At 33.0% G+C, this 15,726-nt stretch carries 12 protein-coding genes; 9 read left to right on the top strand and 3 right to left on the bottom strand.

Annotated elements, in window-relative coordinates; all coding sequences use genetic code 11:
• Positions 1-133 precede the first annotated feature (133 nt).
• Both LKE05_RS10010 and LKE05_RS10005 read left to right on the top strand, forming a co-directional pair.
• The gene (locus LKE05_RS10010; protein WP_308456731.1) at positions 134-751 is read left to right on the top strand and encodes an ImmA/IrrE family metallo-endopeptidase; all 618 of its coding nucleotides are present in this window, start codon (positions 134-136) and stop codon (positions 749-751) included.
• A 2-nt stretch (positions 752-753) separates the two neighbouring features.
• On the top strand, positions 754-1,266 hold the full coding sequence (locus LKE05_RS10005; protein WP_308456730.1) for a hypothetical protein: 513 nt from the start codon (positions 754-756) through the stop codon (positions 1,264-1,266).
• A gap of 79 nt (positions 1,267-1,345) precedes the next feature.
• Here LKE05_RS10005 and LKE05_RS10000 read toward each other — a convergent pair whose 3' ends face one another.
• Together LKE05_RS10000 and LKE05_RS09995 are read right to left on the bottom strand one after the other, a co-directional pair.
• On the bottom strand, positions 1,346-2,092 hold the full coding sequence (locus LKE05_RS10000) for a BRO family protein (protein WP_308456729.1): 747 nt from the start codon (positions 2,090-2,092) through the stop codon (positions 1,346-1,348).
• Complete coding sequence (locus tag LKE05_RS09995) at positions 2,085-2,351, bottom strand: hypothetical protein (RefSeq protein WP_308456728.1); 267 nt, start codon at positions 2,349-2,351, stop codon at positions 2,085-2,087. Before LKE05_RS09995 ends, LKE05_RS10000 begins: the two co-directional genes overlap by 8 nt.
• 534 nt (positions 2,352-2,885) lie before the next feature.
• Between LKE05_RS09995 and LKE05_RS09990 the strand changes: the two genes are divergently transcribed.
• From LKE05_RS09990 to LKE05_RS09980, 3 genes are all read left to right on the top strand, one after another.
• Positions 2,886-3,215: a hypothetical protein gene (locus tag LKE05_RS09990; protein WP_308456727.1), complete on the top strand. Its 330-nt coding sequence runs from the start codon at positions 2,886-2,888 to the stop codon at positions 3,213-3,215.
• A 117-nt stretch (positions 3,216-3,332) separates the two neighbouring features.
• Positions 3,333-3,560, top strand: a complete 228-nt coding sequence (locus LKE05_RS09985) for a hypothetical protein (protein WP_308456726.1) — start codon at positions 3,333-3,335, stop codon at positions 3,558-3,560.
• A gap of 24 nt (positions 3,561-3,584) precedes the next feature.
• Positions 3,585-4,073, top strand: coding sequence for a retroviral-like aspartic protease family protein (locus tag LKE05_RS09980; RefSeq protein WP_308456725.1), 489 nt, complete (start codon positions 3,585-3,587; stop codon positions 4,071-4,073).
• Between the two features lie 45 nt (positions 4,074-4,118).
• Here LKE05_RS09980 and LKE05_RS09975 read toward each other — a convergent pair whose 3' ends face one another.
• On the bottom strand, positions 4,119-4,583 hold the full coding sequence (locus LKE05_RS09975) for a hypothetical protein (RefSeq protein ID WP_308456724.1): 465 nt from the start codon (positions 4,581-4,583) through the stop codon (positions 4,119-4,121).
• A 109-nt stretch (positions 4,584-4,692) separates the two neighbouring features.
• On the opposite strand from LKE05_RS09975, the gene LKE05_RS09970 reads away from it, so the two are divergent.
• From LKE05_RS09970 to LKE05_RS09955, 4 genes are all read left to right on the top strand, one after another.
• Positions 4,693-11,010, top strand: a complete 6,318-nt coding sequence (locus tag LKE05_RS09970; RefSeq protein WP_308456723.1) for an NlpC/P60 family protein — start codon at positions 4,693-4,695, stop codon at positions 11,008-11,010.
• 551 nt (positions 11,011-11,561) lie between these two features.
• Positions 11,562-12,668 (top strand): IS200/IS605 family element RNA-guided endonuclease TnpB, encoded by a 1,107-nt coding sequence (gene tnpB / locus LKE05_RS09965; protein WP_308456722.1) that lies wholly within the window; start codon positions 11,562-11,564, stop codon positions 12,666-12,668.
• Between the two features lie 211 nt (positions 12,669-12,879).
• The gene (locus tag LKE05_RS09960; RefSeq protein ID WP_308456721.1) at positions 12,880-15,201 is read left to right on the top strand and encodes a hypothetical protein; all 2,322 of its coding nucleotides are present in this window, start codon (positions 12,880-12,882) and stop codon (positions 15,199-15,201) included.
• Between the two features lie 216 nt (positions 15,202-15,417).
• Positions 15,418-15,627, top strand: a complete 210-nt coding sequence (locus LKE05_RS09955; RefSeq protein ID WP_308456720.1) for a hypothetical protein — start codon at positions 15,418-15,420, stop codon at positions 15,625-15,627.
• The last annotated feature ends 99 nt before the right edge of the window (positions 15,628-15,726 follow it).

Genomic DNA, 15,726 nt, shown 5'->3' with positions numbered 1-15,726 from the left:
CACATTGATTCTATTGTGGTAAAATAATAGTGTAAACAATTAATTAACTTGAACATAAATTACACATTTTGACACTTTTCTTTTTAGCTATGTGTTATAATTATTAAAACATATAGACAGGAGAATGTAAAAAGTGTATTTTTTTGTATATGGATTAATGTTTTGTTTTGGAAATACTAATGAAAAGGGTGATAATAATATGTGTAAAATACTCAATGAGATTGGTGGATTAACTGCCTATGAACTTCTTGAAAAATATAGCATAAGCTTATCCCCACCAATTGATATAAAGAAATTAGTTGACAATATAGGGATTCGTTTGGTTCGCTATGATTTTTCTGAGGCTGAAAAGGCTGGCAATTATCCACAGAATAGTATCATCGGTGCGGCGTTGTCCGAAAAAGACTCTCTTAATATCTTATATGCGACTAAAATGACACTGAATAGAATAAGATTTACAATCGCTCATGAATTAGCACATTGCTGTTTGCATAATGATAATTTAGAGATAAATCATTTAGAATTAAGAACTGATGATAATTCAGATAGAGAGCGAGACGCAAACATTTTTGCAGGAGAACTTCTTATTCCCTATTCAAGTTTGATGTCTATATACAATCAATTATTAAAACCATCATTGTCGGTTTTAGCACAAATTTTTCAGGTTTCGACTAGTGTTATGAAAGCAAGGTTGAATTATTTAGAATTAAGATTTGTAGACGATTCATCTGACACACTTCAGGAGGGATAATTGTGGCACAAATAGATACAAAAGATAAAGTAACAGTATCTCCTCCAAAAAACGAAAAAAGTTCAATCAGTAAAATAAAAAGAGATTTAATTCATTTTCATATAGACAACAATGATTTATCAACAGATCGGGGTATAAATGCTAATCAAATAGTTGATGATACTAATAATAAAACAATTGCAGAAGCAATTCCTAATGAGATTACAAAAAATGAAGAAACCAAGCGTAAACATAAGGATTGGTTATTAAAAGCTGTGATTTCCTTTTTGGCTTGCCAGTTTGGTTTATTTTTCATTTTATTAACAGGTGTAATTATTTGTTTTATAGTTGGATATATGACAGGCAATCCTTTTCCTTCGGATATGTCAACAAGTATATTTGATATGCTAAAAATATATTTAGGTTCTATTATTGTTGAATTAATATCAATGTTATATTTTATCGTAAAAAATGTTTTTGATACTACAATTCCTGATTTAGCAAAACAATTTGCTAAAGACAAAAATGATGAATAAATATAGATGAATAAATACAAAAAGACTTACCTCTTAATGAGATAAGTCTTTTTTGATGCATCAAAACTTACAACCACACTTATGCTACTTGTTCAGTTGAAAGTAACTTATAGATAAAATCCAATCCTTTAGGTGTAACTTTCGTTACTCCACAAGCATATCCATTTTTGCCTATTGAGAATTTTACAACAAAATATCCCAATTTACAATATTTCTGATATGCTATATTGGATAAACCATCTCTGAACAATACATCTTTGTCACGGAGAAAAGCCATAAGCTTATTTCTTCCCCAACCTAATTGTTTAGCAGCAACATTGAAGCTTATATATCCTTTTGCACTCATAAGTTTATCATACTTGTCTGCTTTTGGCTGAGCAATAGCTAAGGCTTTTGATTTGGTTTCAAGAAGTTGGTTCTTTTCTTCTAATGTGCGTTCAAGAATTTTATGAGCCTTTGCCATTATGGTAAGTTCATCTTCATTGCTTGAAATCGGAATATAACCTCCGGTTCTTCGGATAGTAGGCAGAACTTCGCTTGTAACCCAACGCTTAAACTTTTTCGCATTTGGCATTTTGCTTGATAAGATAAGACTGTACAAACCTGACTCGTTGATGAAAGTTACTTCACGGTTTTGACCTGACATAACAATTCGTTCGGTCAGCTTATCTTCATCATCAACATGGCGATTAATATCTCGACTACCGTTTTGGTATCCCAGGATATTTGTTATATCTTTACCTACAAACCAAGGTTCATTGTTGATGATGGTTGTTCTAATGTTTCCGAATATATCATTTGAGAATATCTGCATTTGATTATTCACAATAAACACCACCTTTCGAGGTTGTAAGTTCATAAGCTTCAAGTTGTTTACAAGCACTGTGCAAAAGAGAATCAACAGAGCCCAAATACTTAAATAAACCATTTAGTGATGATTGTAAAGCCGGAATTTCAATTTCGTCTTTAGCTGATTCATCTATAGCAACACTTAAAACATTTATCAAAGAAGACACTTCATTTACGCCTTCTCTTACCTCATCTAATTCGTCACGAATGGTCAAGATGTCCTTAATATTTTTCATTATACATTTCTCCTTTTATGTTACTGTTATGTCTTATTAAATGATTTAACATTTGTCATAATACTATAATGGTATTACATTTTTCTTGACAGGAGAAATCTTCTATAGTATAATAGATTTATAGATAAGATTTCTTGTCTCATGGAATAAGACGTTATATTGCTTGGTTAGGGCGTAACGTCTTATTTTTGTACTTTTTCATAAACCATTTGTATTCCTAATCCAATAACATCTGTTTTTGACATACCTGTTTGTTGACAACAATAATTTAGTTTTTCAACTTCTTCGTCTGTCATTCGGATGCGAGTGCTATTTCGTTTAGGATTATCACTTTTAGGTCTACCAGTACGGGGAGTCATAAATTTCACCTCACTTTCTGGTTACACAAATATTATATTATTGGTTACACAAAAAGTCAATATGTCAGATAGATTTGTAATATTATTGTAACATTTCTAAAAATAAAAAACAAGACTCTTAAATTAGGGTATTGTAATTATATGATTGCGAGGTGATGTAATTGAAAAACATGTAATGTCAGCCGACATAAAACTTAGTAAATTAATTAAGGATATGCAAAAATTGATTAAAGACATGGAAAATATGTTGCAATGCCATCAACAAAAATCAGTGTCTCAGGATAAATACATACCAACTTCTTATTGTGAAGTAGGAAGAACTTATCGTATTCCTTGCGAAGACAACCCAAATTGTTATCGTAAAGCGATTGTGACTAAATTAATGGAAGATTTCGCAGTTGTAAGAGTAAATGGAGAAGAATTTAGTGTTCCGCTTTCAGATTTGCATATATTGTTGTCAGAAGTACAAGATTTGTACAGTCGTATATATTCTACTTGTGATTAATATCTTGCTTGATATATTGTTGTTTTGTGCTATTGACAAAATTATTTAATTGCTTTATAATAGATGTAAAATATAGAATTTAAGATTATTAAAATTTTATAAGGGGGTATTTTTTTTATGAGCGAAGATTTTGCTTGGTTTAAAGAACACTACGCTGACTTTCAAAAGAAATATGGCGAATCCTTTATTGCTATAAAAAACAAGAAAATTCTTGGTGTTTATGATAGTTACGGTAATGGTGTTAGAGAAACGGCTAAGACCGAAGAACTTGGAACTTTTATTGTTCAAGAATGCTCCCCTGATTACAAAGCATATCAGTGCAGTATTGCTTCTATTAATTTTTAAAATCATTTTACAAAGGACAAAGATATGAGTAGTGCTTTTACCATTGGCTATAAAAATGTAATGAATAAATTACTTACTGAAATAGAGATAATTTATAATGATGTTTCAATGAAAACAGTTGCATTATGGGATACTGGTGCAACTAATTGTTGTATATCAAAAGAAGTCGTTAATGAATTGTCTTTAATTGCTACAGGAAAAATAGGAATGCAAACTCCAAATGGTCAATCAGAGGCAAATACATATTTGGTAGATATTAATCTTCCCAATGACGTAAAAATTAATGATGTTCAAGTTGCAGATTCAGAAATTGGATTACAAAAAATAGGTATGTTAATTGGTATGAACATCATAAACCAAGGTGATTTAGCAATTAGTCATTATAATAGTAAAACTGTTTTTACTTTTCGGATGCCATCTGAACACACAACCGATTATGTAAAACAAATTCAGTTCAAAAATGTCATTGGTAAACCGCACGGTAAAGGTAAAAGAAAACATAAAAAAAGATAATAGCAAAGACTTACCTCGAAAATGAGATAAGTCTTTTTTGATGCATCAAAACTTACATCCACACTTATTACACTTATAAGTTTTACCCAAGTCTCCTGCTCCGAAGATACCGAACAAGCCTATCTTCCCTGCTTTTGAAAGATTTGATATTTTAGACAAGTCTGTGCTATTGCAGTGTGGGCAGTGAGGTAAGCCAGATTGTAAGCGAGCAATCTTTGCGTCGTGTTGTTTTTCAAATTGTAAAAATCTTGTTCTATATTCAATAATGTCATCTTTACGAAGTTTAACCATTGCTTCTATGAATTCAGGGTCTTCTGTTTGATTCCAAAGAATCATAAATTCACTATCCGGTATATCGACTGGTTCTCCTTCGCAATGATGCTTAGGACAAATTCTTGGCGGCACTTCTTTGTTGGATTCCTTGCAATATTCTTCGCTATATTCCCTAAAAAAGCCATCGCCAGTTTCCTCTTTACATTTTTGACAAAAGAGCACATCAAAACATTCCATAATTATATCTCCTTGTGTATTTTATTGTTATCTACATTATATACCAAAAGACGGTGTATTTCAAGTATAATTTACCAATAGTTATCGGAAGTAACTATTCAGAATTAAATTGGCAGTACAATACAACTCTGAAAAAGGTAAAATATATTACCCTTGGAAGCAAGCAATAAAATCACTCGGTGCTAAACCACGTACTGAAATCACACAAGAGGAAGATGATTGGTGGAGACTAAAAGGTAATACTCCAGAAAAAATTCAAGAAAAACTTAAAGGTAATACAAAAGAAAAACAAGCCGAAATTCTTGAATCGTACAAAATCCCTACAAAAGAGTTAGAGAAGTTCGTCACGGCACAAGAACACGCCAATGATGGCGTTAAAGAATACAAAGCCGTACTTGCAGCCGCTGGCAATCAAGGCTCAAAGTTCGGTGGAATAGTAAAGAGTATCGGTGCAAGCCTTGCAAGTGCCGGTATTAATATGGCTATTGGTATAGGCATTGATTTACTTATCAAAGGTATTGATAAAGCAATCCATTATAGCGAAGATTTGAGAAAAGCTTCTACGGAATTGACTAATCAGTATAAAGAAGAACAAGAATCTTTAGATGATAGTCGTCAAAGTTATGAAGAATTAGCTCAAAAAATGCAGAATGCTAATTTGACAACTGATGAAGTCAAATCAAATAAAGAAGAACTTGCTAAAATTCAACAAGACCTTATAGACAAATTTGGATTAGAAGCTGAAGGAATTGACCTTGTTAACGGTAAGTATGACGAGCAAATAAAGAAACTTGATAAACTCGAAAGACAAAAAGCTAAAGATTATGTTGCTGAGAATGATGGTAATATAGCGGCAGATAGAAAAAAGGTTGAAAACGAGAAAAGAATTACATCAAGAAGTGTAAGATATAACGAATTCACTACTAATTTATTAAGAGATGCATTGCCAACCGCAGAAGTGAAACAAGGTAATGGTTCTCCTTACTTTACATTAAAGGGTAATATAGGCGATTTACATAATGAATTGGTTAATGCTTATAGCAAAATAGTTTCTGAAAAAGGAAAGAACTCTGAAACTGAAGATGCTTTGGATATTATCAATCAATTAATTGATAAGTTAAAATACGATGATTATGAACAATCATTGAAGAATTTGAAAGAATATTCAAAAGCCGCTGTTTTGTCAAATAATAATTATTATAAGACTTATACCGACTTACAAAATGCTATCAATGACTACAACACTGCATTACAAAGCGGAGAAAATGTAGACCAAGCATTTGATAACTTAACAAGAATTCAAAACGAAGTCACTGAGATTACTCAAAGTACAGATGATGCGAAATATGCTTTTGATGATTTATTGGATAGTATTGATAGAGGTAGTGAAACCGACCACAAGATCAAAGTAGGTCTTGAAACCAATAAAGATGAAGTTCAAAATATTCTACAAAGCTTTAAAGATAACGGAGTAAAGACAACTGACCTTTTTGACATTGATATAAATGCAGACGATACTAACATTCCTGAAATTCAGCAACAATTTAAAGATTTATGTCGCATATTAGGTATTACTCAAGATGAAGTAGACACTTTACTTACAAAGCTGTCAGATGACAATGTTATCATTGACATTGACAGCGAAGCGAAATCAGTTTCAGATTTTACAAAGAATGTTACTGATTTGACTACAAGTATAAGGAAGACAGAGCGGTCTTGGAAATACTATGCTCAAATCGCAGACGTTGTAAACGGTAAGACTGCTATGACTGATGAACAAATGTCTGATTTGGTTAAAGAATTTCCTGATTTAAAGAAAAAGTTAAAACTTACAACTGAGGGTTGGTCTTTGGAATCAGGTGCAATGGACGTTGTTCAAAATGGTATTGCTGACCTACAATCTGCATATTTAAATGCACAAATTGATATGTCAAATGGTGCATATAACGCAATGATGGCTCGTGTTGGTACTAATATGGAAGAATTGAATCAAATCCAAAATATTAGTCAGGCATATGCTATTCTTGCTCGTAATTGGGGAAATACAAAATCACTTGCAGTCATCAATACTAATGGCAAAAATGTTATTGATACAAGTAACTTGAGTACGGATGAACAGTTTGTCGTCCAATATGCTACTATGCAAATTGCTTCAAAGAAAGCAAAGGACAGACTTAAAGCTGCTAATTCTTTAGGTTCTGATGACAATGAAAAGAAAAAAGATTCGGCGAAGAGAACTTACGATAAAAAGGTTAAAGAAATCAATGAGAAACAATATGATGCTGATTTCAAATATCAAATTGATACTGTTACAAATGCTTTAAAAGCCTATACAGAACAAGTTGAAGCCTTAAAAACTGCATATGACGGTTTATATGAAAAAGATTATTCCGGTAAAATGGATTTGCTTAATCAGAGGTACTTGGTTCAGACTCAATATGCTCAAAGATTACATCAAGAATTAGATAGTTTAATAAATTCAGTTCCCGAAACCTCATCTTCTTGGTCTGAATTGGCTTCTACTCTTGAAACAGTATCAAATGATTACTTCGAAGCTCAGAAAAATCTTATAGAATATCGTGACTCAGTTTACGAAACGTCCATTGATTCAATAAGTGACTCTGCAAAAGGTATTGTTGACCAAGTTAAAAATGCAAAGAGTTTGTTGGATAATTCTTTTGATTATCTCAAAAATGGTTCTTTAGCAGGCGATGGTCTTTGGTCTACTCCTTTAACACCTTCTGTTTCAAAAGATAAGGTTTCTCAAGAACGAGCAGAAAAGAAAAAGTTATTAGAGGAAGAAAAGAAATATCAAAATAAGATTCAAGAAATTCGTCAACGTGCAACAAAAGAAGCAAAGGATTATGATGATGCACAACGTCAAGAAGAATTACAAGACGCTTTAGACGATTACAATAGTGCTATTGAACAAGCAACTGCTTCTGCAACGGCGGCATATACGGATTTTAACGATAGTTGGTACGAGGATACCAAGCTTACTCTTGATGAATTACAACAGTATTTTGATGAACACGGCATTAATATCAAACTTAATGTAAAAACTGCCGAAGAATTAGAACAAGAAGCTCAAGAAAAAGCACAAGAAGAAGGTACCAGCATTATAGATAAGACTAAGGGCAATAGTTTTTCTAATGTTAAAAGTCTTTCATCAGATAAAGCTAAATTCTATAATGACATTGCAAAAGGCAAATCAAGTGTAAAAGCAAGTGATATAAAGAATAGTATTGATGGAATTCCATTAGACGCAAAAATTAAGCGTGACGGTCATATTTATCGTGGTGATGAAGATTTAGGTACTTGGGGTGTTTCAAATCACAAGTTTGTATACGCTGAAAAGTATGCCAAAGGCGGTACAACATCACAAGGACTTACAATCACAGGTGACGGTACGGGAGTATATGCAGGACAAGAAGCGTATATAGGACAAGACGGCAAACTTCATCTATTCAATAATGAAGCACAACTATCTGAATTACCTCCGAATACTCGCATTGTCAATGCAAAAGACTTGCAGAATATCATTAAATATACTGGTATGAAGTATTTCTATCAGCCTATTGAAAATATTCAATCTGCAACGGTTGACAAGTTTGCACAAGGTAATACAAATGTTTCATTCTCCCCTATTCCATATAATGCGTTATCAACTCAAGCATTGTATTCAGATGTTGACGTACAAGCAATGGTTGAAGAGACTATTGCGGAAATCAACAATGAGTTTAATGTTTTAAAAGGAAATATAAAATTTAGTGCTGTGCAAAATGCATTCAAGAACAGTTTGACTGATAAGAAGATGTACAAAGACTTATCAAACACTATTGTTAATATGACATCGCAGTCGCTTGACAAAGCTGATAAGAGTACACTTTCAGATTCGGTTGTTGGACTTATTTTGCAAAATTCAGCTTGGAATGATTTACCGAATGAATTGCAGAATAAATTGTCTGAATTGAATGTAAATGCAGATAATTGGACTGATTGGATAAAAGACTCAAATAATTCACTTCAAGCATTTAACCTAATGCAAAATGGTGGAATGAGTAGTTGGGATTTGCTTGATAGCAATGTAACTTCTCTGCTACAACAAGCAGGTATTAATGGCAAAGACGCTTGGGATCAATTTGTACAAGATGACCCACTACAAGCATTGACTTTGTTATCATCTTCTTGGAATAGTATGAATGATACTATTGGGCAATATATGACAGATGCTCAAACCATTGCTGCCAATGGCGCAAGGGCTATTCAATCACTACAAATAATTGCACCGTCTATATCGGAGCAATCTTGGAACGCATTGCAAGTATTAATTGCTAATAAGATACAAGAAATCATATCATTAATGAATGAAGTGTTTGGTGAAAATACAGTTGATATGAACTTTGCTATCAATGTTAATAATGGTGCTTTGTCTGGTAATTCTCAAACTAATCCTCAAGGTGATAATGAAATAATTAATACTGCAAAATCATTTCTTGGCACACCGTATCAATGGGGTGGAACTTCACCGTCTGGCTTTGACTGTTCGGGATTTGTACAGTATGTATTGGCACAGAACGGTAAGTCAATACCGAGAACTTCTCAAGAACAATTTGCGTCAGGTCAAGCCGTTGATAAAAGTCAACTTCAAGCAGGTGACTTGGTATTCTATGATTGGAGTGGCGGAACAGAAGCAACCCATGTAGGAATATATGAAGGCAATGGTAAGATGATTCACGCACCACATTCGGGTGATGTTGTCAAGGAAGTCGACTTTAATTCTTACGGTCAAAATGTTTATCTTGGTGCAAGACGTTATTATAAAGGTACTGAGGGTGCATTGCCTGGGCTTGCTAAACTCGGTGATGAAGCAGAAGTAAGAGGATTGAACTATCCTACACCTGAAATTCTTATCAGACAAAAGACAGGTAAAGCATATCTTACTGGCTTAGACGGCACACAGATTGTTAATCTTGACAGAGGTGATACTGTTATCCCTTATGCTGATACAAAGCGAATTTTAAACGGCAATGTACGTCATGCTTATGCTAATGGTACACCAAATGCAAAAGACGCTATATCAAGGATTTTAGGCATAAACAATGTCAAGAATAGAGTGAATAACGGCTCTACAAGAAGTAATAATTCGGGTATAACAAATAATACAGTTCAACAATCGTGGGATACAAATGATTTTGGACAAGGTGTAGGTAAGTCACATTCATATACCGCTTTTGACGAAAATGGATATTTGGGGTCATCGCTTGGATATTGGGATACAAGTTCCAGTGCTTGGAAGCTATTTAAGAAGTTGTTGGATAGCGGTGATTTATCAACCGATGAGAATGGCATCTATACATATAAAGGTGCTCGTCTTGTAGCAATGACATCTACTTTTGGTAAGCCTGGAGATGTTATGAGATACACTCAAGATGACGGTAGTGTATTTTACGGTATCATAATGGACGAGAAGTCGCAAGCATATACTTGGTACGATAATAACCCTGCCAACAAGTGGGGTCATAACAACGGACAAGATATGGTTGAATTTGAAGTTAAGAAATCAGCTATTGCTCCTGCTTATAAAGCTAACGGTGGCACTCCTCCATATGGTAATCTAAATCATGCAATTACTTTAATTGAGAATTTAGGCTCGTTGGAAGGCTTTGATTTTTCTGATATGCCTTCTGTTGGCGGAACTTCTGTATTAACTCAAAAAATGCAAGAGTTTATGTCTAAACTTCAACAAGTTTATGGTACATTTAAGACTAATACTCATACATCGGCTACTAAAGTTGGCAATGTAAAGTCTTTAGGCGACAAAAAGCAAAGTAATTATAGTTTTGATGTTCCGTTTACTCAAAAGAAAGACGGTGGAATGGTCGGTGCCGGAGTTACGGCGCTTGTAAATGAAGAAAAAGCAGAGGCTACTATTGATCAAAACGACAAAGTTGTTCCTCTTGGCGATGGTAAACCACAGATGTTTGTTTCTGATAAGCCATTTCCTGTTATTAATGCTGATGACTATGCTAAGATTAAGAAGTATGGCGGCGATAAAAAGCCGGTACAGTTCTTAAAGAATGGTAATACATCAGTCAGTGTTAATGCCGATAATACAGACGAAGAAAAGGAACAAACTGCTGAAGAACGTAAAGCAGAAGAAAAAGAAAAAGAACGTCTTGGTTTTCTTGAAAGTATTTCTAAAAATTTAACCAAAGGCACATTGGATGATGAAATCAAAGGTTATGATTATGATACTTTAAAAGGTTTAAAAGAAATGTCTGAATCTTGGGGGAAAGATGACGACCTTACTTCTGAAATCTTAAAGAGTTTTAAAGACTATGCTGAAGATTTCTCAAAATTGGACGATTGGATTGAGAATGACCTTGAAGATACTTTAAATACCTATAATGAAGACTTTTATTAAACGAGTCAAGAACACTCGTGACTTTAGTCATGAGATGAATTGACGAGAATAGTAAGCACGTAGGGAAACTTGCGTGTAGTGGTGCTTATGGCATCCAATACTACTTGAATTGCTGGAAATTCCTAAAGCTATTCAAACTACAACGTAATATCTTAAAAGATATAAGCGTGAATGTAACGAAAGTAGAAAAAATTGAATAGATGGTGCAAGGTTAAATCCTAAACACTTTAATAATGGATAATCAGCAGCTAAGACCGAAAGGTAAAGTTCAACGACCATTCCTCTTGAGGGAAGTAGGGACAAGCGTCCCGAAGTGGATAGACCCTAACGTGTAATGACGAGGGATAAGATATGGTCTGTGCTTATAGGAAACTATAAGATACCTACTGCTAAACAATAAAGCAGATAAGGATACATAGAATTAGCGACTCTATGTGAACGACAACCTCTAAAACGACTAAGAGTTCTCATCGGAACTTATGTATATTATTTAAAATTTAATAAAAACAAAATTCCTTTCAGAGAATATATAAATGAAAGGAAGTGATATTATGGCTGAAAAGGCTTATAAATATAGAATTTATCCTAATAAGAAACAACAAGAGTTAATTCAAAAAACTTTTGGTTGTACAAGATTTGTGTATAACTATTATCTTGATAAAAAGATAAAAACGTATGAACAAGATAAAATGACTTTTACATACAATATGTGTTCTAAAGATTTAACCCAATTAAAGAAAGAATTGATTTGGCTAAAAGAGGTTGATTCGGTTGGATTACAATCTTCACTTAGAGATTTAGACATGGCATATCAGAAGTTTTTTAAAGAACATTCTGGTTATCCTAAATTCAAATCAAAGAAAAATAGACATAAGTCTTATAAGACAAAAAATACAAATAACTGTTTAGGTTTTGAAAATAAGCATATTAAACTTCCTAAACTTGGATTAGTAAAAGTAAGAGATAAACAAATTCCACAAGGACGAATTTTAAATGCCACAATATCACAAGAATCAAATGGACAATATTACTGTTCGTTATGTTGTACTGATATAACCTTTGAACAGTTGCCAAAAACTAATAGAAATATCGGATTAGATTTAGGTATTGTAGATTTTGCTATATTATCTGATGGTACTAAAATTGACAATCCTCGATTTTATGAAAAATCAGAAAAGAAACTTGCTAAATTGCAACGAGAATTATCAAGAAAAACAATTGGTAGTAATCGTTGGAATAAAGCAAGAGTGAAAGTTGCAAAATTGCAAAAACATATTTCTAATCAGAGAAATGATTTTTTACAAAAAATATCTACTTCTATTGTTCAAAATTTTGATGTTATTAGTATCGAAGATTTAGATGTTAAATCTATGAGAGAAACTGATAGTAATACAAGGAATAAACGTGTTGGCGATGTTTCTTGGTCAGAATTTAGACGAATGCTTACATATAAATGTGAATGGTATGGAAAAACATTATCGGTAATAGACAGATATTTTCCATCAAGTCAGATTTGTCATTGTTGTGGGCATAGAGATAGTAAGAAATCAGAAGATATTAGAATTTGGTCTTGTCCTGCTTGTAATTCAGAATTAGATAGAGATGTAAATGCAGCTATTAATATTTTGAATGAAGGATTAAGATTGGTAAATAATTAAATTTTAAATAATGTATATAAGAACCGTAGGAACTACGGGGATAGCTCGGTGATACTTAACTCGTTGGAGTTATTGACCGAGAACCCTACGACTTTAGTCGTGGGAGGTTCAGAAAAAGTATTACGAAGAACAGGCAAAATATAATACTTGGCAAACAGGATTTAGAGAAAAGACCAATGACTTTTTAAAGAATCCTACTGACGGAGATTATATGAAACGATTCTTTGAATTGGCTGATGAAGCTACTTCAAAGAACATGGAATCTGTTATTACGCAACAAGAAATGGTTGCTGATAATATGAGAAGTGCTATCGCTGCACTTAAAGAAAAAGAAGAAGTAGCTATGAAGCTTATGCAAGATGCGCCTACTGCTACTTTGGCTAAAAAGGCACAAGAAACTTTAAGTGATATTCGTGAAAATATTCAAGATGTAGAGTCTGATTTTGTGGACGTAATGGAAAAGGTTACGGAGCAAAAAGTTCAAAATATTCAAAATCAAGATAGTAGATATACTCGTGAAATCGGCAACTTAGAATATGATGAAAATATTCTTACAAATCGTTATGGTAGAACAGAAAATCAGTATGAGAAAGCACAACTTTCAAACGATATTCTTGAAAACTATAATAAACAGCTTGAGTTCCAAACTATGCGAAAGAACGAAGCTCATCAAGGTGTTCTGGATATGTATAACACGAATAAGGCTGATGAACGATTTATTTTACAGAATGTCAAATTTGATGAGTTGTTCAACGCCGATGGTAGTATAAATGAATATGCTCATGAAGCAGCAAAAGCTGTATTGGAGAATATGGAGAATGGTTCTCAGTATGTGCAAACTTTTGAGGGTATGCTTACCCAAAGACAAGAATATACTCAAAATTGGCTTGATGCTGTTTCACAAGAACGCGATTTAATGGATAAAATTGCAGACCAGCAAATAGAAGATGCTACTAATAAGATTAAAATCGCTACGGACAATTATGAGATGATTAACAAAATCTTAGATGTTCGCTTGAACAAAGAGAAAGCTATTACTTCTGCATTGCAAGAACAGTATTCATTCCAACAATCATTGAGAGATGCTGCTTTGGATTATCAAAGTGAACTTATTGCAAATAAAAATCTTTCTCAGTGGTTAGATGATGATACAAGAGCATTGCTATTTAATGAGAATGATTACTCAGATATGATGAATACTATCAATGGCTTGAATAATGAAATGACAAGAGCCTATAAGAAGTATAAATCAGATATTAACACGTTGGGTAAGGACGATTATTATCAAGAACAGCAAATCACCAATGCTTATAATCGCCGTATTGAACAGTTGAAAGAGCAATTAGAAGTAGCAAAGCAAAATCTTGAAGTTACAAAGAAAAATGCTGAGTTCCAAAACACTTTAAAAGAACGTGATACACGTATTCTTGTTGGTGACAGATGGGTCAATGTTGCTGATCCTGAAAAGCTTTATAATACTCAGTTAGAAGCTACTAAGGCTACAATGGCTCGTGATAATCTTATTCAAGATAATGTTGAGAATGAGAATGTTCGTAAGATGGAAGAACAGAGTGATAAGACTCAAGAAATTATTTCAGCAAATCAACAATATATTGATACGTTATCGAATATAAATGGCGAAGAGGCTGTTCGTCATGCTGAAACAATGGAGTCTCTTGAGGCTCTTATTGCTACAAACAATGCGTTAAGTGGCAACAGTATTAAGTGGGCTAATATCTTTGAAAATTCTGATAAATCTATTTATAGTCAAATAGCAGGATTAAGTGACATTGAACTTGGAAATAATTTTTTATACAATACTGATTATGCAAACAATCAAGGTGTTGTTGACTTTTTGCATAAAGCAGGTATTTATTCAGACGAAGCCTATAATGCTATAAGCAAAATGAACGAAACTCATGTAAACAGTAAGGTTACTACTGATAACAATAGTTTTCAATATTCACAACGATTTGAGCATGGTGGACTTGAATCAGAAATAGCTTTAGGTAAAAATGGAGATAAAAAGCTTGCACAGTATAGAGGAGATAATGCTCCTACCGAAGACCCTGCTGAGAAAGTACAAGAATATCTTGATTTACAAAATAAACAGAACGGACTATTAACACCGTCTCAACGTAAAGAACTGCAAAAATGGGAGGCACTTGTCAATCAAGAAAGGGCAAACAATAGACTTTATTATGATACTCCTATAAATTATTCGGGGTTATCTGAATTCGGAGATCGTTTTGAACCGGTTACTTTACAAGGCATGGTTGCAAGTTCAAATTTTGAGAATATTATGACTAAAATGATGGAATATTATGCAAGTCCTATGGCAATGCCTGATTTAATTCCGCAATCTCCTCAACAAATGCCTGCAACTAACAATTCAACGTCAACTACCGAAAGCATTACGTTTACGGGCGATATAAATGTGACTGACCCTGTTCCGGACGCAAATGCTTTTGTAGATTCTTTGACAGACAAAGTTAAATCACAATATCCAATTATAAAGAACACAAAAATATAAGTTATAAGTTAGATGGTTGCTCCCTTTTGGGAGTGACTGTCTAATGCTATTTTTTATTGGTTGAATCAAGGAATTTCGTGGATTGGTATTGATTTTTTGAAAAAAATCGGTTATAATAGTTATAGAAATTTTATGCGATTATATAATCGAAATGAATAAAAGTATAGTGATTATAACCTTCGTTGAAATGCATATAATATTATTAAATAAATGTTTTTGAAAGATATAGTTCAAATTATTTATAAAGGAGGAATTGTCATGGGAGTATATGCTATAAAGAGTGAAAAGCCAATAGTTACAACCAAACCACTAGTAAGAAATACGGTTAATCAAGATTATATGAATTGGGTAAATTATATGAACACTCATGATTTTACCTTCAAGATAGACAAAGATAATAATTTAAAAGTTAAGGCAACAAAATAAATATATGAACAGTTTATATTGCTACAATTAAAAACAATACAAACCACTAATAAACAGTTACGTTATATTGCGTAGCTGTTTTTTTATTGCAAAAATTTA

This window comes from Hominilimicola fabiformis, assembly GCF_020687385.1.
Taxonomy (GTDB): Bacteria; Bacillota; Clostridia; order UBA1381; family UBA1381; genus Hominilimicola; species Hominilimicola fabiformis.
Note: the sequence above shows the minus strand (reverse complement) of the source record. Positions and strands in the feature narration are given on the sequence as shown.

Excerpts from the sequence above, each read along its gene's own strand:
- LKE05_RS09995 (WP_308456728.1), bottom strand. The coding sequence starts at position 2,351 with ATGAAAAATATTAAGGACATCTTGACCATTCGTGACGAATTAGATGAG.
- LKE05_RS09990 (WP_308456727.1), top strand. The coding sequence starts at position 2,886 with ATGTCAGCCGACATAAAACTTAGTAAATTAATTAAGGATATGCAAAAA.
- LKE05_RS09985 (WP_308456726.1), top strand. The coding sequence starts at position 3,333 with ATGAGCGAAGATTTTGCTTGGTTTAAAGAACACTACGCTGACTTTCAA.
- LKE05_RS09980 (WP_308456725.1), top strand. The coding sequence starts at position 3,585 with ATGAGTAGTGCTTTTACCATTGGCTATAAAAATGTAATGAATAAATTA.
- LKE05_RS09975 (WP_308456724.1), bottom strand. The coding sequence starts at position 4,583 with ATGGAATGTTTTGATGTGCTCTTTTGTCAAAAATGTAAAGAGGAAACT.
- tnpB (WP_308456722.1), top strand. The coding sequence starts at position 11,562 with ATGGCTGAAAAGGCTTATAAATATAGAATTTATCCTAATAAGAAACAA.
- LKE05_RS09960 (WP_308456721.1), top strand. The coding sequence starts at position 12,880 with ATGAAACGATTCTTTGAATTGGCTGATGAAGCTACTTCAAAGAACATG.